18 protein-coding genes are annotated in these 21,612 nt (G+C 72.8%); 11 read left to right on the top strand and 7 right to left on the bottom strand.

Annotation, left to right across the window (positions count from 1 at the left end; all coding sequences use genetic code 11):
• Positions 1–170: 170 nt before the first annotated feature.
• Together ACZ8ZB_RS21975 and ACZ8ZB_RS21980 are read right to left on the bottom strand one after the other, a co-directional pair.
• Complete coding sequence (locus tag ACZ8ZB_RS21975; RefSeq protein WP_470739368.1) at positions 171–1,508, bottom strand: phosphatase PAP2 family protein; 1,338 nt, start codon at positions 1,506–1,508, stop codon at positions 171–173.
• A gap of 87 nt (positions 1,509–1,595) precedes the next feature.
• Positions 1,596–2,528 (bottom strand): LysR family transcriptional regulator, encoded by a 933-nt coding sequence (locus ACZ8ZB_RS21980; protein WP_470739369.1) that lies wholly within the window; start codon positions 2,526–2,528, stop codon positions 1,596–1,598.
• 91 nt (positions 2,529–2,619) lie between these two features.
• Here ACZ8ZB_RS21980 and ACZ8ZB_RS21985 point away from each other — a divergent pair, with 91 nt between their 5' ends.
• The 9 genes from ACZ8ZB_RS21985 (at position 2,620) to ACZ8ZB_RS22025 (ending at position 12,376) form a co-directional block, all read left to right on the top strand.
• Positions 2,620–3,450 (top strand): oxidoreductase, encoded by an 831-nt coding sequence (locus ACZ8ZB_RS21985; RefSeq protein WP_470739370.1) that lies wholly within the window; start codon positions 2,620–2,622, stop codon positions 3,448–3,450.
• A 212-nt stretch (positions 3,451–3,662) separates the two neighbouring features.
• Positions 3,663–4,883, top strand: a complete 1,221-nt coding sequence (locus tag ACZ8ZB_RS21990) for a DUF4190 domain-containing protein (RefSeq protein WP_470739371.1) — start codon at positions 3,663–3,665, stop codon at positions 4,881–4,883.
• 147 nt (positions 4,884–5,030) lie between these two features.
• On the top strand, positions 5,031–5,783 hold the full coding sequence (locus ACZ8ZB_RS21995; protein WP_470739372.1) for a GntR family transcriptional regulator: 753 nt from the start codon (positions 5,031–5,033) through the stop codon (positions 5,781–5,783).
• Between the two features lie 507 nt (positions 5,784–6,290).
• Positions 6,291–6,479, top strand: a complete 189-nt coding sequence (locus ACZ8ZB_RS22000) for an SPOR domain-containing protein (protein WP_470739373.1) — start codon at positions 6,291–6,293, stop codon at positions 6,477–6,479.
• A 49-nt stretch (positions 6,480–6,528) separates the two neighbouring features.
• Positions 6,529–6,942 (top strand): (deoxy)nucleoside triphosphate pyrophosphohydrolase, encoded by a 414-nt coding sequence (locus ACZ8ZB_RS22005; RefSeq protein WP_470739374.1) that lies wholly within the window; start codon positions 6,529–6,531, stop codon positions 6,940–6,942.
• A gap of 163 nt (positions 6,943–7,105) precedes the next feature.
• Complete coding sequence (locus tag ACZ8ZB_RS22010; protein ID WP_470739375.1) at positions 7,106–7,513, top strand: ATP-binding protein; 408 nt, start codon at positions 7,106–7,108, stop codon at positions 7,511–7,513.
• Positions 7,514–7,778: 265 nt separating this feature from the next.
• A complete protein-coding gene (locus tag ACZ8ZB_RS22015; RefSeq protein WP_470739376.1) occupies positions 7,779–10,430 on the top strand; it encodes a SpoIIE family protein phosphatase in 2,652 nt (883 codons plus the stop codon).
• Positions 10,431–10,462: 32 nt separating this feature from the next.
• Positions 10,463–11,017, top strand: a complete 555-nt coding sequence (locus ACZ8ZB_RS22020; protein ID WP_470739377.1) for a GNAT family N-acetyltransferase — start codon at positions 10,463–10,465, stop codon at positions 11,015–11,017.
• A gap of 90 nt (positions 11,018–11,107) precedes the next feature.
• Complete coding sequence (locus tag ACZ8ZB_RS22025) at positions 11,108–12,376, top strand: glycoside hydrolase family 18 protein (protein WP_470739378.1); 1,269 nt, start codon at positions 11,108–11,110, stop codon at positions 12,374–12,376.
• Here ACZ8ZB_RS22025 and ACZ8ZB_RS22030 read toward each other — a convergent pair.
• Genes ACZ8ZB_RS22030 through ACZ8ZB_RS22045 form a run of 4 tightly spaced genes read right to left on the bottom strand, consistent with a single transcriptional unit; the run spans position 12,373 to position 16,262 of the window.
• Complete coding sequence (locus ACZ8ZB_RS22030; RefSeq protein WP_470739379.1) at positions 12,373–13,140, bottom strand: succinate dehydrogenase/fumarate reductase iron-sulfur subunit; 768 nt, start codon at positions 13,138–13,140, stop codon at positions 12,373–12,375. The two genes, ACZ8ZB_RS22025 and ACZ8ZB_RS22030, sit on opposite strands and share 4 nt — an antisense overlap.
• On the bottom strand, positions 13,137–15,071 hold the full coding sequence (locus ACZ8ZB_RS22035) for a fumarate reductase/succinate dehydrogenase flavoprotein subunit (protein WP_470739380.1): 1,935 nt from the start codon (positions 15,069–15,071) through the stop codon (positions 13,137–13,139). Before ACZ8ZB_RS22035 ends, ACZ8ZB_RS22030 begins: the two co-directional genes overlap by 4 nt.
• 15 nt (positions 15,072–15,086) lie before the next feature.
• Positions 15,087–15,923 carry a hypothetical protein gene (locus tag ACZ8ZB_RS22040; RefSeq protein WP_470739381.1) on the bottom strand — a complete coding sequence of 279 codons (837 nt, stop codon included), beginning with the start codon at positions 15,921–15,923 and terminating at the stop codon, positions 15,087–15,089.
• Between the two features lie 45 nt (positions 15,924–15,968).
• Entirely contained in the window at positions 15,969–16,262 is a 294-nt protein-coding gene (locus ACZ8ZB_RS22045; RefSeq protein WP_470739382.1) for a hypothetical protein, read from the bottom strand.
• 290 nt (positions 16,263–16,552) lie between these two features.
• Between ACZ8ZB_RS22045 and ACZ8ZB_RS22050 the strand changes: the two genes are divergently transcribed.
• A complete protein-coding gene (locus ACZ8ZB_RS22050; protein WP_470739383.1) occupies positions 16,553–18,751 on the top strand; it encodes an ABC transporter family substrate-binding protein in 2,199 nt (732 codons plus the stop codon).
• Between the two features lie 57 nt (positions 18,752–18,808).
• Here ACZ8ZB_RS22050 and typA read toward each other — a convergent pair whose 3' ends face one another.
• Positions 18,809–20,716, bottom strand: coding sequence for a translational GTPase TypA (typA, locus tag ACZ8ZB_RS22055; protein WP_470739384.1), 1,908 nt, complete (start codon positions 20,714–20,716; stop codon positions 18,809–18,811).
• Between the two features lie 302 nt (positions 20,717–21,018).
• Between typA and ACZ8ZB_RS22060 the strand changes: the two genes are divergently transcribed.
• On the top strand, positions 21,019–21,606 hold the full coding sequence (locus ACZ8ZB_RS22060; RefSeq protein ID WP_470739385.1) for a hypothetical protein: 588 nt from the start codon (positions 21,019–21,021) through the stop codon (positions 21,604–21,606).
• The last annotated feature ends 6 nt before the right edge of the window (positions 21,607–21,612 follow it).

Here is a 21,612-nt window from a genome sequence, read left to right on the forward strand (position 1 = left end):
CCGCCGGGAAGCGGCCGGGCGGCTGTCACGACGTGGCACGTCTCCGGGGGCCGGCCGCTGCGCCGGCTCGGTGGCCTCCATGGCCGTGAGGTGACGGTCCGTCACGCGCGTCGGCGTTCGTTCACGGGGCCGGGACCGCCCACGGCGGTCGGCTCCCGACGCGGCCCGGATCAGGCGGGTTCCGTCCGCGGTTTCGGGGGCCGGGGTTCCCGGTGCCGCTCGGGTGCGTCCGTCGTCTCCCACCGCGCGGTGGTCCGCAGGTAGCCGTGGATCACCGAGGCCATCGCCAGGACGAGGAGGGGCCCGTACGCCCACGGGTACGCGGCCATCTCCTGCGGCAGCCAGCGGTACGCCGCCAGGAGTACGGCGAAGACCGCCGTGCCGTGGGCGGCCAACCAGGTGGCCGGCCGGTCCCAGCCGCGTGCGAGCGAGCGCATCGCCGCCTCGACCGTGAGTGCGAACACCACGCCGGCGACCAGGTCCACGCCGTAGTGGTAGCCGAAGCCCAGCGTCGCCGAGAGGGTGGCGACCAGCCAGAACGTACCCGCCCAGCGCATCGCCCGTGAGCCCTCGCGGGTGTGGACGAAGAGCGTGACGGCCCATGCCGTGTGCAGGCTGGGCATGCAGTTGCGCGGGGTAATCCCGTCGAACGGGACCGGGTGCGGGGTGCCGATGGACGGCAGCGTGTCCGGCCACAGGTGGCCCACCGCCCACGGTCCGCCGTCGGCGCCGTAGGCGTAGACCGGTCCGACGACCGGGAAGACCATGTAGACGGCCGGCCCGAGCAGGCCGATGACCAGGAACGTGCGCACCAGGTGGTGGGCCGGGAAGCGGCGCTCCACCGCCACGTGGCGCAGCTGGTACAGCCCGACGAGCGCCGCCGCGAGCGGGAGCTGGCCGTAGACCACGTGGAGGACGAGGGGACCGATCGGCTCGGCGGCCTCGACGATCCGGCCGGCCAGCCACGACGGGTCGCCCAGCGCGTGATCGGCGAGCGCCACGTACGGGTCGAGCACCGTCGGGCGGGTCTTCGAGGTGATGAGCAGCCAGGTGTCGCCCGTCTTGTGGCCGGCCACCAGGAGCAGGCCGAGACCGGTGCCCTTCAGCAGCAGCAGGCGCTCCGCCCCGGTGCGGCGCGTGACGGCGACGACCGCGATGCCCAGGACCACCCATAGCGCGCCGTTGCCGAAGTTCATCTCGGCGCCGACCACCCACCGCACCAGGAAGAAGGCGACGTCGACGCCGATCGCGGCGCCCGCCGCGACGAGCCGTTGCCGCCAGGTGAGCACCACCATCGACAACGCGAGACCGGCGTACAGCAGCGGTCCCGAGTCGGGGGCGAAGACCACCTCGCGTGCGTGGTGGGTGATCGGCCCCGGCAGGCCGTAGCCGCGCGCGACGAACTCCAGGGTCACGAGGAATCCGAGGGTCGCCACGCCCGCGGCCGCCCACAGGATCGCCTGCGGCCGGAGCGTGCGCGCGGATATCCGGCTTGGTTTTGTTTTCAACTTCCTGGTCTGCGTGTGAAGATCGGGTGATCGGTCAATGGTCAGGGGTCCGCACATGCTAGCGGCCCCCTGCGGGGCCGATGCGGGTCAGGGCCGCCCCCGCCCGGACCGCGGCCGCCCCGCCACCCGGCGACATGCCTGCGCGTACCCCCGGACCAGCGGGCGGGAGCCGTCCTCCACGCGCCAGGCCAGGACGTACCGGCTCGGGGAGAGGCCGTGGACCGGGCGGGTCGTGACGCCGCCGAGGGTGATCAGAGGGGCGTTGCCCGCGGCCACCAGGCAGATGCCGAGACCGGCCACCAGGGCCTCGTAGGTCTCCTCCGTGCCGGCGACCTCCGCGCCGATGCGAGGCGGACCGCCGGGGCGTTCGTCGAGGGCGAGCCAGTGGTCGCGCAGCACGCCCGCGCTCGGAGGCAGCGCCAGGAACGGTTCGTCGGCGAGGTCCGCGAGCGTGAGGTCCCTACGGGCGGCCAGGGGATGCGTCTTGGGGAGGGCGACCAGACGCGGTTCCTCGGCGACCACCGTCCACGCGTAGCGGCCGGCGTCGGGCAGCGGCAGCCAGACGAACGCCACGTCCGCCGCACGGTCCGCGAGCCCCGCCGTCGGGTCCTCCCAGCCGACCTGCCGCAGCCGGACCGCGGCGTCCGGGTGCGCGGCGGTGAAGCGGGAGCGGATCGCCGGGAGCAGGCCGCCGCGTCCGGGGCTGGTGCTCATGCCCACGACCAGCGTGCTGCGCTGGGCCGCCCGCGCCCGCTCCACCGCCGTGGCTCCCTCCTCCCACGCCGCCAGCACGCGCCGGGCGTGCGGCAGCAGTGCCGTACCGGCGGAGGTGAGCACCACGCCCCGCCGGTCGCGCCGGAACAGCTCGGCGCCCAGCTGCCGCTCCAGTGCGCGTACCTGCTTGCTCAGCGCGGGCTGTGACACGTACAGGCGCTCGGCCGCACGGGTGAAGTGCAGCTCCTCCGCCACGGCCAGGAAGTAGCGCAGGTTCCGCAGGTGGACGTCCGTCGTCATGCCCATCGGCTGTCAGCCAAGGTCTTGGACGGTCAACTCGACTGGGGCGCAAGGTGGTTCACCTGACCGAAGGACAGCCGGGACACGAGGAGCCGAGATGAACAAGGTGTGGCTGATCACGGGCGCGAGCAGCGGATTCGGCCGGGCGATCGCCGAGGCCGCCCTCGCCGACGGCGATGTGGTGATCGGCGCGGCCCGCCGGCCCGAGGCGCTGGAGGACCTGGTCGCCGCCCACCCCGACCAGGTGGAGGCGCTGCGCCTGGACGTCGCCGACATCGGGGGCGCCGAGGCCGCGGTGCGGGACGTGATGGCGCGGCACGGGCGGATCGACGTCCTGGTCAACAACGCGGGGCGTACCCACGTCGGGGCCTTCGAGGAGACCTCGGACGACGAGCTGCGCGAGCTGTTCGACGTGCACGTCCTCGGCCCCGCCGCGCTGGTGCGGGCCGTGCTGCCGGGCATGCGGGAGCGGCGCTCGGGGGCGATCGTGCAGATGAGCAGCATGGGCGGGCAGATGTCGTTCGCCGGTTTCGCGGCGTACAGCGGGACCAAGTTCGCGCTGGAGGGCATGTCGGAGGCGCTCGCGGACGAGGTGCGGGAGTTCGGCGTCAAGGTGCTGATCGTCGAGCCGGGGGCGTTCCGGACCGGCCTGTTCGAGACGGGCCGGGCCGGGGTCAGCCCGGACAGCGGTCTGTACGCCAAGGTCGCCGAGACCCGCTCCGCCGTGGCCGGCGGCGACGGCTCCCAGCCCGGAGACCCGGCGAAGGCGGCGGCCCTGATCCTGGCCGCCCTCGATGCGGAGGACGCGCCCCTGCGGCTGCCGCTCGGCGACGACGGCGTCAGCGCGGTCCTCGGCCACCTCGACCAGGTCCGCGAGGACGTCCTGGCGTGGGAGAAGCGCACCCGCGCCACGGCCTTCGACGACTGACGGCATCCACCGCGCCCGCCCCATACGTGCGCGCGGGCCCCGCCGGCGGTCTCCGCCGAGACGGCCGGCGGCGGCGCGGGGCGGGGCGCCGGGCGGCTGAACGGCCGGGCGCCGCGGTTCCGGCCCCGGGGGCACCGCTCACCGCGCGGATCCCGTCCGCGAGGAGGAGGCCCCGGGGACGAGGCCCGTCGCCCGCGCCTACGATGCGGCTCGTGTCCATACCTCCGCCCCTCGGGCCCCCGCAGGAACCTCAGGGCCGGCACCCCGCCTCCCGGCACCCCGCCTCCCGGCACCCCGCCCCCCAGGGCCGGGCCCCGTGTCCGCCGCCGCGGTTCGTCCACGGGGACCCGTCCGGTCTCGCGCCGTACGGGCTCTACGGGCCGTACGGACCCAGGCCCCCGGCCGTCGTCAACGGTGTCGCCGTGGCCGCCCTGGTGTTCGGTGTGCTGTGTCTGGTGCCGGCCGTCGGGCTGGTGCTGGGAGTGGTCGCGTTGTGGCAGATCAAGCGGCGGGGGGAGCGGGGGCGCGGGATGGCGATCGCCGGGACCGTGCTGTCGTCGCTCGGACTCGCGCTGTGGGGGGCGGCCCTCGCCTCCGGCGTCCTGGCCGACGTCTGGGAGGGCATCGAGGAGGGGGCGCGCGGCAACAGCGTCCTCGCCCTGGCCGAGGGCGAGTGCTTCGACTCGCCCGGCGGGCTGGAGGGATGGACCGCCGACGCCGACCGGGTGCCCTGCGAGCGGGAGCACGACGGTGAGGTCTTCGCCGTCGTCACCCTCCCCGACGGCCGCTACCCGGGCGACGACAGCCTCGCCGGGACCGCCGACGAGCGGTGCTACGCCCTTCGGGACGCCTACGTCATGGACCCCTGGGCGCTGCCCGGCCACGTGGACCTCTACCACCTCGTCCCGTCCCGCGAGAGCTGGCGCATCGGTGACCGCGAGATCACCTGCGTCTTCGGCGACCGGGACCCGCAGCGGACCCTCACCGGGTCGCTGCGCCGGGACGAGACCACGCTCGACGCGCACCAACTGGCCTATCTGGAGGCCGAGCGCGTCCTCGGCGCGGTACTGGACGAGTCCCCCGGGTCGGGCTTCCCCGAGGACGACCTGCCCGGACACCGGGAGTGGGCGGCAAAGGTCGCGGACGCGCTCGCCGAGGAGGTCCGGATGCTGCGGGGGCACGAGTGGCCGGCCGGCGCCGAACGGCCGGTGGGGGACCTCGCCGCCGACCTGGAGGAGGCGGAGGGGGAGTGGGCGAAGGCCGCCGAAGCCGCCGACGCGGACACGTACATCGAGCACGCCGACGCGGGCTGGGGCGTGACCGACCCCTACATTTCGGTCACCGCGCGCCACGCCCTGGGCCTGGCCGCCACGCCGCCCGAGGGCGACGGGGAGGCCGAACGCGACACCGACGGCGGCGGAATGAAGGTGTGAGGGCCGCCATAGCGGGGAGAAAGTGCCTGCGTAAAGCCCTCACCCGGCGGATGTCATCACATCGAGTGATTCTTTGGCCTTTGCTTGCCCGGAACAACCTACGGTTGCCACGCTGTTGCTGTCCGTACAACCTGATGGGAGCGGCCCGTGACAATCGGTGAGCAGCCGGCGTACCTGCGTGTCGCAGGCGATCTCCGCAAGAAGATCGTCGACGGTCGGCTGCCGCCGCACACGCGGCTCCCCTCCCAGGCGAGGATCCGCGAGGAGTACGGCGTCTCGGACACGGTCGCGCTGGAGGCGCGCAAGGTGCTCATGGCGGAGGGGCTCGTCGAGGGCCGCTCCGGCTCGGGGACGTACGTGCGTGAGCGGCCGGTGCCCCGGCGGATCGCCCGCTCGGGGTTCCGTCCGGAGCGCGGGGCCACGCCGTTCCGCCAGGAGCAGGCCGACGCGGGCGTCCGGGGCACCTGGGAGTCCAGCAGCGAGCAGACCGAGGCCTGCGGCGCCGTCGCCGAGCGGCTCGGCATCGAGCCCGGCGACCGCGTGATGCGCACCAGGTACCTCTTCCGGGAGGGCGGCGAGCCGATGATGCTCTCCACCTCCTGGGAGCCGCTCGCCCTCACCGGACGGACCCCCGTGATGCTGCCCGAGGAGGGACCGCTCGGCGGCATGGGCGTCGTCGAGCGCATGCGCGCCATCGACGTGATCGTGGACAACGTCACCGAGGAGGTCGGCGCCCGCCCCGGCCTCGCCGAGGAACTGGCGCTGCTGGGCGGCGTCCCCGGGCACGTCGTCCTGGTCATCCAGCGCACCTACTTCGCCTCGGGACGGCCGGTCGAGACCGCCGACGTGGTCATCCCCGCCGACCGCTACCGAGCCGCCTACCACCTCCCGGTGAAGTAGCGGCCCCGGCGGCGAGGGGGCTCCCGCCCCGCCGTCTCCGGTGACCCGCGCCCGCGTCCGGCCCGCCCCGGGGCCGGCCGGCGGGCCTTCACCACCCCTCTCGCGGCCCCCCGCCGACGACCCCGAGGCCTCTCCGTCCGCTCCCGGTAGTGATCGTCACGCTCCTGCGTCGATCCGTCGCGCGCCCTCCCGCGCCCCCGGCCCGCCTCCGCTCCGGCGCGCCGGCCGTGGCGCCGTCGCCCCCGTGCCGTAGCAATCCGGTCGTTCTCCCAGGTCGCCCCCGGAGCGCGAGACACCGGGCGCCGCGCTGCTGACCGGATGCGTCGGCCTCCCCGCACGGCGCATCCACCACCGTGCGCCCCCTGCGTTCTGGCTGGTTGCGTGCCTCTTTGTGAAAAGGCGTATTCGCTCAGTGAAGCGAAGGCGTAGGCTCGGGCATATGCGGACTGGGGTTTCCTTATCGGACGGGACGCGGCACCGGCCGCGGGCGAGAAGTGGAGGGGAGCGATGAACGACGGCACGGTGACTCTTCCCTGGCTCGTCGTGCGCCAGGACGACAACGGCAATCGCTACCGAGTGGGCAGGTACGCGACCCGCGCCGAGGCCGAGAAGATCGCGGACAGCCTCGACGGGCGCGGACACAAGCAGCTCTACTGGGTCGAGCGGATCGGCCAGAACGGAACGTCCGCCGGCTGACCCGGACCGCCGGCGGGCCCCCGCCCGTCCCTCCCGTAGGCTCCGGCGCATGAGCGAGCGGATCGTGGTGGTCGGTGCGGCCCTGTGGCACGAGGGGCGGCTGCTCGCCGCCCGCCGGAGCGCACCCGCCGAACTGGCCGGGCGCTGGGAGCTGCCCGGCGGCAAGGTCGAGCCGGGGGAGGTCCCCGAGGCGGCCGTCGTGCGGGAACTGCGCGAGGAGCTCGGCGTCGACGCCGAGGCCGGAGAGCGCGTCCCGGGGGAGTGGCCGCTGCGGGCGCCGTACGTGATGCAGGTGTGGACCGCGCGCCTGCGCCCCGGATCCGCCGCGCCCCGGCCCCTGGAGGACCACGACGAGCTGCGCTGGCTCGCCCTAGACCGGATCTGGGACGTCGACTGGCTCGACCACGACGTGCCCGCGGTCCGCGACACCCTCGTCCACCTCGGTCTCCGTGAAGGCGTGTGAGGCATGGACCGGGCGCGCGGAGGCAGGGATGACGGCGCGTGAGCACCTTCCCGCGCCGCTCGTGCCACGATGCGCCGTTGAGCGCGGTACTCCGTTCGAGAAATCGGGTATGTGCCCATTAACCCCATGAAAACGGACATGGGTTGACTCCCTCGGCGGGGAAGTGATCCGCGTGATCGACACCGACGGCGACCACGCCGCGTGGACCTTCTCCGCGGACCCGGGCACCGTGCGCGCCGCCCGCGGGGCCGTCCGTGACCAGCTGCGCCTCTGGGGCCTCGACGACGTCGGCGACCTCGCGGCCCTGCTGGTCAGCGAACTGGTCACCAACGCCCTGCGGTACGCCACCAGCCCCATCGGCGTACGCCTGACGCGCCCCACCGGCCTCGGCGGTGTCCTCCTGGTGGAGGTCTCCGACCCCCTCCCCGAGCCCCCGCACGAACGCGCCGCCCGGCCCGAGGACGAGGGCGGACGCGGGCTGCAGCTGCTGGCCTCCGCCTCCCGCCGCTGGGGCACCCGGCCGGGCGCCGTCGGCAAGACCGTGTGGTTCGAACTCGCGGTGCCGAGATGAGGGATCGCACGCCCGTTCACGGTGTACGGGCCCGCCCCTTCCGCCCAGTGACCGGTCCGAGGCCCCGGAGGTTGTCGAAGAGGAGGTTCGACGAGGTGTCCGCTGGTTAGAAGACTGGAAGTGTTCTCACGGCGCGGACCGAAAAGCATCGGGACCGTGCTGTGATCGTGAACACCGTGTTGTACGGCACCGTAGTGCTGGATACTGCGGGCAGCCGCCCCCGGTGACCGGTGCCGGACGCGGTGAGCTGGAGGGGACGGTTCGCGTGAGCGGGATACCAGCGAAGGCCACGGAGTCCGAGGACCCGTCGGGCGGCGCGAGGAGTGGGGCCGCCGACGGCCTCTTCTCCGGCGACGCCCCGTCCGGCGACGCGATGTGGCAGAGCAGTCCGCCCGGCTCGATGTACGACTACATCAAGGTCGCCTCCTTCTCCATCGGTCCGGACGGGCTGGTCGACCAGTGGAGCCTGCGCGCCGAGCAGCTCTTCGGCGTCCCCGCCGAGCGCGCCGTCGGCACGGACCCCATCGAGGCGTTCCTCGAGCCCGTCCGCCGGGAGCGCGGCCAGCGCAAGATGGCCGAGATCCTCGACGGCCGGGAGTGGACCGGAGTGGTGCCCTTCCGGCTGCCGGACTCACTGGTGGCGGACGGGCGCGACCGGGAGGGCATCGCCGAGGTCTACGTCATGCCGACGCGGACCGAGGACGGGCGGAAGGCCGCCGTCTGCATCGTCGTCGACGTCCGCACCCTGCGCCGCATCGAGACCGACCTCGCCGCCTCGCAGGCCATATTCGGCCAATCTCCGTTCGGCTTCCTGCTGATCGACCCCGACCTGCGGGTACGCCGCGCCAACCAGCGGTTCGCCTCCGTCTTCGGCGGCACCCCCGACGACCACCGTGGCAAGGGCGTGCACGACTACCTGCCGCGCGGTGAGGCCGAGCGGGTCGCCGCGACCCTGCGCCGGGTGCTGGAGACCGGCGAATCCATCACGGACATGCACGTCACGGGCTACGTACCGGGCTCCGACGAGCGCCGCCACTGGTCCGTCAACCTCTACCGCGTGCACAGCGGCAGCGGCCGGCCCATCGGCATCTCCTGGCTCGGGACCGACATCACCGACCGCCGCGCCGCCGCCCGGGAGGCCGCCGCCGCGCGGCGCAATCTCGCCCTCCTCAACGAGGCGGGCGCCCGGATCGGCAACTCCCTCGACCTGGAGACCACCGCGCGGGAACTCCTCGACGTCGTCGTCCCCGGCTTCTGCGACCTGGCCACCGTCGACCTGTACCAGGGGCTGCTGGCCGGCGACGAGACCCCGCCGGGGCTCGCCGACGGCAGCGCGGAGGTGCGTCGCGTCGCCTTCGCCAGCGCGGTGTCCGACGCGCCGCTCGGCGGCACCGGTGATCCGGTGAAGCTGGGAGCCGTCCACCACTACCCGTTCAACTCGCCCTGCGCGGACGCCCTGCGCACCGCCCGCCCGCAGAGCGTCCCCGGTGAGGACGGCGGCCTGGTGCAGTCCACGCTCGCCGTGCCGATGGTCGCCCACGACACCGTGGTGGGCCTCGCCCAGTTCGCCCGCACCAAGGGCAGCGAGCCGTTCGGCGACCGCGACCGCGACCTCGCGGTCGAACTGGCCGCACGCGCCGCCGTCTGCATCGACAACGCCCGCCTCTACCGGCGTGAGCACGAACGCGCGTTGATACTGCAGCGCTCCCTGCTCCCGCCCGGCGACCCGGAGGCCTCCGGCCTCGACATCGCCTGCCGCTACCTGCCCGGCAACGCGGCCACCGGCCGGACCGGCGAGGTCGGCGGCGACTGGTTCGACGTCATCGAACTCCCCGGCCACCGCACCGCGCTGGTCGTCGGCGACGTCATGGGACGCGGCCTGCGCGCGGCCGTCGCGATGGGCGAACTGCGCACCGCCGTACGGACCCTGGCCCAGCTCGACCTGGAACCCGCCGAGGTGCTCTCCCAGTTGGACGAGATCGCCCGAGGCCTCGGCGCCCCCGGAGGCGTCCAGCAGGCCACCCGCGCCGCCCGCCGCCCCCGCGAGGCCGACCTCTCCGAGGTCTACCTGGCGACCTGCGTCTACGCCGTCTACGACTCGGTGACCAGGCGCTGCACCTTCGCCAACGCGGGCCATCTGCCTCCCGTCCTGGTCGAACCCGGCGAGCCCGCGCTGATGCTGGACGTACCGCCCGGCATGCCGCTCGGCGTCGGCGGCGAGCCCTTCGAGGAGGTGGAGGTCGAACTGCCCGAAGGCGCCCTTCTCGCGCTCTACACGGATGGACTGGTCGAAAGCCGCGACCACCCCCTCGACGAGGGCCTCCAGGCCTTCGTGGGCGCGCTCACGGACCCGTCCCACCCCTCGACGGCGGCACGGCGCGCCGACTCCCCCCCGAACCTGGAGGACGTCTGCGACCACGTCCTCAACACCCTCGACACCCACCACGGCGAGGACGACATCGCCCTGCTGATGGCCCGCGTCCAGGGACTGCCCGCCGGCTCCGTCGGCGACTGGACCCTGCCCCGCGAGCCCCGCAGCGTGGGCCGCGCCCGCGAGTACGCCCGCGCGCAGCTGATCAGCTGGGACCTGGAGCCCCTGGTCGACACCACGGAGCTCCTGGTCAGCGAGCTGGTCACCAACGCCCTGCGGTACGGCGAAGGGGAGATCAGACTCCGCCTCCTCCTCGACCGGACCCTGGTCTGCGAGGTCTGGGACTCGGGTCTGGTCCAGCCCCGCCGCCGCCGCGCCCGCGACACCGACGAGGGCGGCCGGGGCCTCCAGCTGGTCGGCCTGCTCAGCGCGGCCTGGGGCTCCCGCCGCACCCCCCGGGGCAAGACGGTCTGGTTCGAGCTCCCCCTCCCCGGCGCCGACACCGTCCTCACCGACCCGGCGGAGGCCCTGCTGAGCCTGTTCTGACTGCTTATCGGCGCGGCGCGTACGCTCACACCGTGCACGCCACCCCGATCACCCCGGTACGGCTGACGGCCGGCTCCCTCACCCTGCGCCCCTGGGCGCCCGAGGACGCAGCCGTCCTGGCCGGACTGTACGAGGACGAGGCGATGCGCCGCTGGGCGAGCGCGCCCGTGCACGACGAGCCGAGCGCGGCGCGCTGGGTGACCGAGCAGCGCCGCGGCTGGGAGACCGGCGAACGCCTCGCCTTCGCCGTGGAGGAGGCGTCCGACGTCCGGCCGGCGGGCCACGTCGTGCTCAAACGGCCGGCCGCGCCCGCCGCCCCGGCCGAGGTCGGCTACTGGACGGCGGCCCACGCGCGGGGCAGGGGAGTGGCACCTCGCGCCCTGACCGCCCTGGCCGACTGGGCCTTCGCCGCCTTCGCCCGGGAGGGGCTGATCCGCCTGGACCTGCTGCACCAGGTCGACAACACGGCCTCCTGCCGCGTCGCCGAGAAGAGCGGCTTCACACTGTCCGGCCTGCTCCCCGCGGCTCCGCCGGCCTTCCCCCTCGACGGCCACCGGCACACGCGGCAGGCGCCGCTCCCCGCGTGATCGCAACCGGAACACCCGTTCCCCTCGTCCTCCTCCGCAACATCGACGACGCGGTTGCCTGCGGGAGCCGACGGGTGAGGGGGAGCCGGCATGGAACGCACGGAGCCGCGGGAACCGACGGCCGCGGCGGACGGCCCGTCCCCGGAGCCGACGCCCGGTGCCGCACCGGAGGCCGCCGACGTGCCCGGACGCGCGGAGCCGGCGGACGCGGACGGCGGGGCCTCCCCGCGGGAGCCGGCCGGAGCGGGCGCCCCGGACGACACGGGCGACGGGGCTGCCCCGCGGCAGCCGGTCGAGGGCGCCGACGACGGCTCCTCCGCGGCCCCCGAGGGGCGGGCCGGCGAACGCCGCAGACCCTGGGTCCGCCGGGTCCGACGCACGGCCCTGGCGGTCACGCTCCTCCTGGTCGTCCCCCTTCTCGCCGTCGAGACCGCCCTGCGCGTCAACTACATGGGGGACCCGGCGGACGGCACGTACACCCGCGACCGGGACGCCATGTGGCTCGGGCACGCCTGGGTCGACGGGCGGAAGAAGGACGCCGACGTCACCGCGCTGGCCCGCCGCCTCGAGGACACCGGGATCCGTGACCTGTACGTCCACTCCGGGCCGCTGGAGCACGACGGGACCCTGCCGGAATCGAAGTACCCGCGCGCCCGCTGGCTGATCGACGCCGTGCACCGGGAGCTGCCGGGCGTCCGGGTCCAGGCCTTCCTCGGGGACGTCCTCGCCAACGGGGGCCCCGACGGCCTGCACCTGGACCGCGCCGCCACCCGCGCGGAGGTCGTCCGCAGCGCCGGCCAGGTCCTGGACGCCGGCTACGACGGCGTCCACCTCGACCTGGAGCCCCTGCGCTCCGACGACCGGGACTACCTCTCCCTCCTGGACGACCTGCGCGCCGTCACCCGTGCCGAGGACGCGCAGCTGTCCGTGGCCGCCCACCAGATCGACCCGCTGCCGGGTCTCCACTCCGTCGCCGGTCTCTTCGCCGAGAACCCCAAGTGGTGGTCGCAGGAGTTCTTCGGCCAGGTGGCCCGGCGCGTCGACCAGATCGCCCTGATGTCGTACGACACCGCGCGGCCGCTGGAGAGCACCTACGGCGGCTACGTGGCCCAGCAGACCTCCCTCGCCCTGGAGGTCACCCCGCCCACCACCCACCTGCTGATGGGCCTGCCCTTCTACTACGAGAGCAACCCCAGCCACTGGGGCCACGCCGAGACCGTCGCCGCCGCCGTCCGCGGCGTCCGCCTCGGCCTCTCCCGCACGGACGCCGACCGCGAGCTCTTCGGCGTCGCCCCGTACATCGACTTCGCGGCGACGGAGACGAACTGGGAGGAGTACCGGGAGGGCTGGGTCCGCTAGGACCGGCGCCTGATCTTCGACCCCAGCCACACCAGCGGGTCGTACTTGCGGTCCACCGCCCGTTCCTTCAGGGGGATCAGCGCGTTGTCCGTGATCCTGATCCCCTCCGGGCAGACCTCCGTGCAGCACTTGGTGATGTTGCAGTAGCCGAGGCCGTGGTCGTCCTGGGCCGAGCGCCCCCGGTCCAGGCCGGCCTCCCCGGCCGCGTCCAGCGGGTGCATCTCGAGCTCCGCGACCCGCATCAGGAAACGGGGCCCGGCGAACGCCGGCTTGTTCTCCTCGTGGTCGCGAACCACGTGGCAGGTGTCCTGGCACAGGAAGCACTCGATGCACTTGCGGAACTCCTGGGACCGGTCCACGTCCTCCTGCATCATCCGGTACTCGCCCGGCCCGACCCCCTCCGGCGGGACGAAGGCCGGGACCTCCCTGGCCTTGGTGTAGTTGAAGCCGACGTCGGTCACCAGGTCGCGGATCACCGGGAAGGCCCGCAGCGGCGTCACGGTGATCGTCTCGTCCCGCTCGAACACCGACATCCGGGTCATGCACAGCAGCCGGGGGCGTCCGTTGATCTCCGCCGAGCACGAACCGCACTTGCCGGCCTTGCAGTTCCAGCGCACGGCGAGGTCGGGGGCCTGGGTGGCCTGGAGGCGGTGGACGATGTCCAGGACCACCTCGCCGTCGTTCACCTCGACCGCGAAGTCCTCCAGGCCGCCGCCCCCGACGTCCCCGCGCCACACCTTGAAGCGGGCCTCGTAGCTGCTCATTCGTGGAGCTCCTCTTCGGCCAGGTACTTGACCAGCTCCTCCTTCTCGAAGAGGGCGAGCAGGTCGGGGCGGACGGGTTCGGTGGTCTCGCGGGTGAGGGTGATCCGGCCGCGTGCCGGATCGGTGGCCGCGAGACCGTCCGTGGGGTCGGCGAGCGAGCACAACAGGTTCACGTTGCGCCAGGAGCGGTCCATCCCGGAGTGGTCCTCACGGGTGTGCCCGCCGCGCGACTCGGTGCGCTCCAGCGCCGCCCGGGCCACGCACTCGCTGACCAGCAGCATGTTCCTGAGGTCGAGGGCGAGGTGCCAGCCGGGGTTGAACTGCCGGTGCCCCTCGACGCCGGCCCGGCGGGCCCGCAGGCGCAGCTCGGCGAGCTTCTCCAGGGCCTGCTCCATCTCGTGCTCGCGGCGGATGATGCCGACCAGGTCGTTCATGGTCTGCTGGAGTTCCTGGTGCAGGGCGTACGGGTTCTCCGGCGGCCCCCCGGCCGCCTCCCCGCCCTCCGCGGAGAACGGGCGCAGGGCCTCCGCGGCGGCCGCGTCGATCTGCGCGTCGTCCACCCGGGGCCGCGCGGCCCCCGCCCCGCTCGCGTACTCGGCCGCGTGCAGGCCCGCCCGGCGCCCGAAGACCAGCAGGTCGGACAGGGAGTTCCCGCCGAGCCGGTTGGAGCCGTGCATCCCGCCGGCCACCTCACCGGCCGCGAACAGCCCCGGCACCCCGCGCGCCGCCGCCGAGTCGGAGTCGACGGCGATGCCGCCCATCACGTAGTGGCAGGTCGGCCCGACCTCCATCGCCTCCGCCGTGATGTCGACGTCCGCCAGCTCCTTGAACTGGTGGTACATCGACGGCAGCCGCCGCTTGATCACCTCGGCCGGCATGCGGGTGGACACGTCCAGGAAGACCCCGCCGTGCGGGGAGCCGCGGCCCGCCTTCACCTCGGCGTTGATCGCGCGGGCCACCTCGTCGCGGGGGAGCAGCTCGGGCGGGCGCCGGTTGTGGTCCGGGTCCTCGTACCAGCGGTCGCCCTCCTCCTCGGTCTCGGCGTACTTGTCCTTGAAGACGTCCGGGACGTAGTCGAACATGAACCGCCTGCCCTCGGAGTCGCGCAGCACCCCGCCGTCCCCGCGCACCGACTCGGTGACGAGGATGCCCTTCACCGACGGCGGCCAGACCATCCCGGTCGGGTGGAACTGCACGAACTCCATGTTCAGCAGCGGGGCCCCGGCCAGCAGCGCCAGCGCGTGCCCGTCACCGGTGTACTCCCACGAGTTCGAGGTCACCTTGAACGACTTGCCGATCCCGCCGGTCGCGATCACCACTGCGGGCGCCTCCAGGACGAAGAAGCGCCCGGACTCCCGCGCGTAGCCGAAGACGCCGCCGACCTGATCGCCGTCCTTGAGCACGCGCGTCACCGTGCACTCCTGGAAGACCCTCAGCCGGGACTCGTAGTCCCCGGTCTCCCGGAAGTCCTCCTGCTGGAGCGCGACGACCTTCTGCTGGAGGGTGCGGATCAGCTCGAGGCCGGTGCGGTCGCCCACGTGCGCCAGGCGCGGGTACTCGTGGCCGCCGAAGTTGCGCTGTGAGATCCGGCCGTCCTTCGTCCGGTCGAACAGCGCGCCCCAGGTCTCCAGCTCCCACACCCGCTGCGGCGCCTCCCGGGCGTGCAGCTCGGCCATCCGCCACTGGTTGAGGAACTTCCCGCCGCGCATGGTGTCGCGGAAGTGGACCTGCCAGTTGTCCCCGGCGTTGGCGTTGCCCATCGCCGCCGCGATGCCGCCCTCGGCCATCACGGTGTGCGCCTTGCCGAACAGCGACTTGCAGATCACGGCCGTACGGGCGCCCCGCTCGCGCGCCTCGATCGCGGCGCGCAGGCCGGCGCCGCCGGCCCCGACCACGACGACGTCCCACTCCTGTCGGTCGACCACGGACATCAGTGAAGCCCCCAGCTAGAAGAAGCGCGGATCGTCGAAGACACCGGACGCGACGAGGTACACGTAGAGGTCGGCGAGCGCCACGCTCAGCAGCGACGCCCAGGCGAGCTGCATGTGCCGTGCGTTCAGCCGGCCCACCCACTGCCACATCCGGTAGCGCACCGGATGCTTCGAGAAGTGCTTCAGCTTCCCGCCGACGATGTGCCGGCAGGAGTGACAGGAGAGGGTGTACGCCCAGATCAGCGCGATGTTGACCAGGAACACCAGGGTGCCCAGCCCCATGTGGCCCCAGGCGTAGTGCTCGTCGCGGAAGGCGAGCACGGTGTCGTAGGTCAGGATGCCGGCGACCGGGACCGCCGCGTAGAAGAAGTACCGGTGGACGTTCTGCAGGATCAGCGGGAAGCGGGTCTCCCCGGTGTACTTGGCGTGCGGCTCGGCCACCGCGCAGGCCGGCGGGGACGCCCAGAAGCCCCGGTAGTAGGCCTTGCGGTAGTAGTAGCAGGTCAGCCGGAAGCCGAGCGGGAAGATCAGGATGATGATCGCCGGCGAGATGCCCCACCAGCTTCCGAACAGCTCCCAGTTCGGCCCGCCCTTCATCGGCTCGCAGTTCTCCGCGAGGCACGGCGAGTAGAACGGCGAGACGTACGGCGCCGCGTAGTAGTCGGCGTTCGCGAAGGCCCGCCAGGTCGAGTAGACGACGAAGGCGAGCAGCCCGGCCGCGGTGGCGGCCGGGGCCAGCCACCAGCGGTCGGTCCGCAGGTGCGGGGCGGCGATCGCGGCCCGCGCAGCGGTTCTCACACCGCCGCTTCGGTGACGGGGTCCTGTGGCGGGAGGTTCCGTGCCAGTGGCCACTTGTCCACTCCGGTAGGGGTCGGGGGGCGCCGCGATCGGCGGGGGTCAGGGGGCGCGCCGGTCGTGGGCGCCGAGACCCTCGTCGTCCGTGTCCACCCACAGCGAGGGGTCGTACGGAGTGTCGGAGATGGTCACGAGATCGGGGCGTTTCTGCGGGGCCGTGCCGACGGCGGCCGTCTCCCGCAGCAGCGCGACGCTCTCGCGCAGGTGATCGGTGTCGGTGCGGACGCGGCGCATCTCCAGGCCGCCGCTGCCCAGCTGGTTCTCCAGGCGCCCCACCGACCGGACCAGGTCGTCGAGACAGCGCTGGACGGATCTCAGTTCCTCGTGCACGGACATGACGTGACCTCACTTCCACGGGTCCTTCAGGCCCAAGGCGGCAACGTTCATGCGCCTGAGAGTGTTGCGCGTCACACCTTGCGCTGTGAAGGGATGTGCATCGATTGGCCGAGGCGTACGGGTGCACCGAGCGGTGCTTTGCGCCGCACGGGTGGGCTTGCCGTCCGTGGTCGCCGTGTCGCCCCGGGTTGCCGAACCCTTTCCTCTTCAGTGGGCCGCATACATCGGATGAGCTCCAAATACCACCAAAAGTGATCGTAACGCCCGCGGCTTCCCGGAGGTACTCAGAGATGTCCCACGACGGCGTCGGTCCGCGCGCGGCTCTGCGCTCGGCCGCCTTCCTCACGGCGGGCGTGCTCGCGGTGCCCGTGCTGGCCGGATGCGGCTCCGACGACCCGGCGGGCAAGCCCCTCGCGGGAGCGGACATCGCGCGCGCCGACCGGACCCTGATCGCCGACGGGGGCACCCTGCGCTGGGCCGTGGACACCGTTCCGGACACCCTGAACACCTTCCAGTCGGACGCCGACGCCACCACCACCCGGATCGCCCAGGCCGTCCTGCCGTCGATGTACCGGACGGACGGCCGGGGCCGGCCGGTGCGCAACCCCGACTACCTGGAGTCCGCCGAGGTCGTCGACACCGAGCCCAGACAGGTGGTCCTCTACCGGCTCAACCAGCAGGCCGTCTGGAGCGACGGCCGCGAGATCGGCGCCGCCGACTTCGCCGCCCAGTGGCGCGCCCTGTCGGGGAAGGACACCGCCTACTGGACCGCCCGCAACGCCGGCTACGACCACATCGAGAAGGTCGAGCGGGGCCGGAACGACCTCGAGGTCAAGGTCACCTTCAGCCGTCCCTACGCCGACTGGAAGTCGCTGTTCACGCCGCTGTACCCGAAGCAGGTCATGGGCGCCCCGGACTCCTTCAACGACGGGGCCCGCAAGAAGCTCAAGGTCACCGCCGGGCCCTTCACGGTGCGGAAGGTCGACACCGGGGAGGACGAGGTCACCCTCGCCCGCAGCACGCGCTGGTGGGGCGACCCGGCGAGGCTCTCCAAGATCGTGCTGCGGGCCGTGCCCCACGACAAGCGGATCTCCGCGCTCGCCGCCGGCACCGTCGACCTGGCCGAGATCGGCCCGGCCGCCGCCCGCCGCATCACCGCCGCCGCGCTGCCGCGGGACGGGAACAGCCCTCTGGCGGGCCCCGGCGCGGACCGGTCCGCCGCGGACGCGCTGCACTCCTGGGCCGTCGCCCACGGCTCCGACGAGGAGGCCGCCGACGAGGAGGTCTCCGCCCGCGAGAAGCTGCGCGAGAAGGCCGCGAAGTACGCCCGTCAGCAGAAGGCCCTCGGCGGCTTCGAGGTGCGCAAGTCGCTCGAGCCCGCCTACACCCAGCTCGCCCTCAACGGCGCTGAGGGCCCCCTCGCCGACGAGCGGGTCCGCCGCGCCGTGGCCCGGGCGCTGGACCGCGAGGCCATCGCCGAGGCGGTCCTGGAACCGCTCGGCCTGCCCGCCGAGCCCCTCGGCAGCCATCTCGCGCTGTCCGGCCAGGCCGCCTACGCCGACGGCAGCGGAGCCCTCGGCGAGCAGGACGCCAAGGAGGCGCGGGCGCTGCTCGCGGACGCCGGCTGGGAGCCGGGCGGGCCGGTGAAGAAGGAGAAGGAGAAGGAGAAGGACGAGGAGGAGGCGGCCGGCTCCTCGGAGGGCGACGACGGGAGCGAGTCCGAGGACGGCGACGACGGCACGTACATCGTCGGAGAGGACGACGGGAGCAACGGGGACGGTGGGGACGGCGGCAAGGCTCCGCGGGATTCCGGTACCGACACCGGGCCGCTGAAGCGGGGCGACGGTGCCCCCGGCGCCTACGCCCCCCGGGGCACCGCCGCCCCGGCCCGGGCCGGGAGCGCCCGCGTCGCCAAGGACGGCAAGGCGCTCACCCTCCGCTTCGTCCTGCCCTCGGGGCCGGGTTCGGACACGCTGCGCACCGTGGCCGACCGGGTCGCGACGATGCTGGAGCGGATCGGCATCGGCACGAAGATCTCCGAGGTCGACGACGAGAGCTACTTCAAGGACCACATCGCGTCCGGCGCGTACGACCTCGCCCTGTACTCCTGGCCCGCGACCGCCTACCCCGCCACCGACGCCCGCCCCGTCTACGCCAAACCGGTCCCGGCCGCGGACGGCTCCCTGAACGTGGAGCAGAACTACACCCGCGTCGGCACCGACCAGGTCGACCAGCTCTTCGACCAGGCCGTCACCACGCTCGACGACTCCGAGCGCCGCGCCCTGCTCCGCAAGGCGGACTCCCGCATCTGGGCGGCGGCCGGCTCCATCCCCCTCTACCAGCGCCCCCAGCTCACCGCCGCCCGCAAGAACCTGGCCAACGCCGGCGCGTTCGGGTTCCGCACGCCGGTGTACGAGGACATGGGCTTCCTGAAGAAGTCCGCACAGGGGCCGACGGGCACCCCGGGCGGGCGGAGCGCCGGGGACTGACGCGCACACGTGAGAGCGGCACGCCCCCGCCGGGGACGTGCCGCTCGCGTGTCCGGGTCAGCCGTGCTTGGCGCGGCTCGCGGCGCGGGCGCGCTCGCGGGCGTCCAGGTTCACCTTGCGGATGCGGACCGCCTCCGGGGTGACCTCCACGCACTCGTCGTCGCGGCAGAACTCCAGGGACTGCTCCAGCGACAGCTTGCGCGGCGGCACGATCGCCTCGAACGAATCGGCCGAGGACGACCGCATGTTGGTGAGCTTCTTCTCCTTGGTGATGTTGACGTCCATGTCGTCGGCACGGGAGTTCTCGCCGACGATCATGCCCTCGTACACCTCGGTGCCGGGCTCGACGAACAGTACGCCGCGCTCCTGGAGGTTGGTCATCGCGAACGCGGTGACGGCGCCGGAGCGGTCGGCGACCAGGGAGCCGTTGTTACGGGTGGTGAGCGCGCCGAACCAGGGCTCGTGACCCTCGTGGATGGAGTGGGCGATGCCCGTGCCGCGGGTCTGGGTCAGGAACTCCGTGCGGAAGCCGATCAGACCGCGGGAGGGCACCACGAACTCCATGCGCACCCAGCCCGAGCCGTGGTTGGACATGTTGTCCATCCGGCCCTTGCGGACGCCCATGAGCTGCGTGACCGCGCCCATGTGCTCCTCGGGGACGTCGATGGTCATGCGCTCGACCGGCTCGTGGACCTTGCCGTCGACGTCCTTGGTGACCACCTGCGGCTTGCCGACGGTGAGCTCGTAGCCCTCGCGGCGCATCTGCTCGACCAGGATGGCCAGCGCCAGCTCGCCGCGGCCCTGCACCTCCCAGGCGTCGGGGCGGTCGGTGTCCAGGACGCGCAGCGAGACGTTGCCGATCAGCTCGCGGTCCAGGCGGTCCTTGACCTGGCGGGCGGTGACCTTGCGGTCCTTGACGGCCGCCTTGTTGTCGGCGCCCTTGCCGGTGGCGCCGCGGCCGACCAGCGGGGAGGTGTTGGTGCCGATGGTCATGGAGATCGCCGGCTCGTCCACCGTGATCAGCGGCAGCGCGACCGGGTTCTCCTGGTCGGCCAGGGTCTCGCCGATCATGATGTCCGGGATGCCGGCGACCGCGCAGATGTCACCGGGGCCGGCCTTCTCGGCGGGCTTGCGGGTGAGCGCCTCGGTCATCATCAGCTCGGAGATGCGCACGTTGCTGACGGTGCCGTCGCGCTTCATCCAGGCGACCGTCTGCCCCTTCTTCAGCTCGCCCTGGTGGACGCGGAGCAGCGCGATGCGGCCGAGGAAGTTGTCGGCGTCGAGGTTGGTGACGTGGGCCTGGAGCGGGGCGTCCTCGTCGTAGGTGGGGGCCGGGATGTGCTCCAGGATCGTGGAGAAGAACGGCTCCAGCGAGTCGGAGTCGGCCGGGACCGTGCCGTCGTCCGGCTTGGTCAGGGAGGCCACGCCGTCCCGGCCGCAGGCGTAGACGATGGGGAACTCGATCTGGTCCTCGTCGGCGTCCAGGTCGAGGAAGAGGTCGTAGGTCTCGTTGACGACCTCGTCGATGCGGGCGTCCGGACGGTCCGTCTTGTTGATGCAGAGGATGATCGGCAGCCGCTGCTGCAGCGCCTTGCGCAGTACGAAGCGGGTCTGCGGCAGCGGGCCCTCGGAGGCGTCCACCAGCAGCACCACACCGTCGACCATCGACAGGCCGCGCTCGACCTCGCCGCCGAAGTCGGCGTGGCCGGGGGTGTCGATGATGTTGATCGTGATGGGCTCCCCGCCGTCCTTGGGGTGGTACTTCACCGCCGTGTTCTTGGCGAGGATCGTGATGCCCTTCTCACGCTCCAGGTCGTTCGAGTCCATCATGCGGTCGTCGACCTGGTCGAGCTGGTGCGCGGCGAAGGCGCCGGCCTGCTTGAGCATGCCGTCGACGATGGTGGTCTTGCCGTGGTCGACGTGGGCGACGATGGCGACGTTGCGGATGTCGTGGCGCGTGGCCATATAAGGCGTACTCCCGGGATGCTGAGGAATGCCCCGCACGAGCGTCTGTGGTGTGCGGGTCCTGCCGGGCTGAACACGCCTCGGCCTCACCCCATGGTACGGGGCAGCGGACGGGACCGCTGTTCCGTACCTGCGGGGAACATATGGAATGTTTTATTCCAATTTTAGTTGCTCAAGTCTCACTCAAATCACTGGGTCCTCCCGGGCCCCTGGCATAGCTTGACCGGGCCTCGTCAACCGAGACGGGGCAGTGACCGTGCGGCCCGCGCTGCGGGCCGCCGAGGAAAAACGGGGGCAGCGGTATGAGCAAGAGATTCCTGTCGACGGTCGTGGCCACCGGTGTGGCCGCCGTCTCCCTGGTGACGCTCGGCCCGGCGGGCGCGGCCGGTGCCGCGCCGATCGTCTGTGAGCCCGGCTACAAGTCCGCGTCCTGGACCAGCCTGGACAAGGGCTGGGTGATCACCCACGCCAAGCAGATCAACATCCCCAAGCACGGCACCGGCAGCTACACCAAGACGGCGACCTACCGCAAGACGGTCAGCTCGGGGCGCGAAGTGACCGGGGGCGCCAGCTACTCGGCCAACTGGGTCATCTCCAGCATGGACGCCCATGTCTCCGGGACGCTCTCCAAGGCGGGGGAGAAGACCAAGGAGAAGAGCGAGTCGGTCACGTTCAACTTCACCAAGCCGGGCGTCTACGTGGTGTTCAGCGGCGTCAAGAAGGCGTCCGGCTACTACACGGCCAAGACCTGCAACTCCAAGGGCACCGGCTTCGGCAAGAAGGGCTACGGCAAGGCCCGTAGCTGGAACGTCCAGGCCGAGGGTGCGGTGAAGTGCAGCGAGTCGCCCAAGAAGGGCACGGCCAAGCGGGCGGCCAAGGCGTACTGCTGAGGTGAC

Source organism: Streptomyces sp. 12E (genome assembly GCF_055633275.1).

What these genes read in the sequence shown, in the direction of transcription:
- ACZ8ZB_RS21980 (WP_470739369.1), bottom strand. Translation starts at nt 2,528, where the DNA reads ATGGGCATGACGACGGACGTCCACCTGCGGAACCTGCGCTACTTCCTG.
- ACZ8ZB_RS21985 (WP_470739370.1), top strand. Translation starts at nt 2,620, where the DNA reads ATGAACAAGGTGTGGCTGATCACGGGCGCGAGCAGCGGATTCGGCCGG.
- ACZ8ZB_RS22000 (WP_470739373.1), top strand. Translation starts at nt 6,291, where the DNA reads ATGAACGACGGCACGGTGACTCTTCCCTGGCTCGTCGTGCGCCAGGAC.
- ACZ8ZB_RS22005 (WP_470739374.1), top strand. Translation starts at nt 6,529, where the DNA reads ATGAGCGAGCGGATCGTGGTGGTCGGTGCGGCCCTGTGGCACGAGGGG.
- ACZ8ZB_RS22025 (WP_470739378.1), top strand. Translation starts at nt 11,108, where the DNA reads ATGGAACGCACGGAGCCGCGGGAACCGACGGCCGCGGCGGACGGCCCG.
- ACZ8ZB_RS22030 (WP_470739379.1), bottom strand. Translation starts at nt 13,140, where the DNA reads ATGAGCAGCTACGAGGCCCGCTTCAAGGTGTGGCGCGGGGACGTCGGG.
- ACZ8ZB_RS22035 (WP_470739380.1), bottom strand. Translation starts at nt 15,071, where the DNA reads ATGTCCGTGGTCGACCGACAGGAGTGGGACGTCGTCGTGGTCGGGGCC.
- ACZ8ZB_RS22045 (WP_470739382.1), bottom strand. Translation starts at nt 16,262, where the DNA reads ATGTCCGTGCACGAGGAACTGAGATCCGTCCAGCGCTGTCTCGACGAC.
- ACZ8ZB_RS22050 (WP_470739383.1), top strand. Translation starts at nt 16,553, where the DNA reads ATGTCCCACGACGGCGTCGGTCCGCGCGCGGCTCTGCGCTCGGCCGCC.
- typA (WP_470739384.1), bottom strand. Translation starts at nt 20,716, where the DNA reads ATGGCCACGCGCCACGACATCCGCAACGTCGCCATCGTCGCCCACGTC.
- ACZ8ZB_RS22060 (WP_470739385.1), top strand. Translation starts at nt 21,019, where the DNA reads ATGAGCAAGAGATTCCTGTCGACGGTCGTGGCCACCGGTGTGGCCGCC.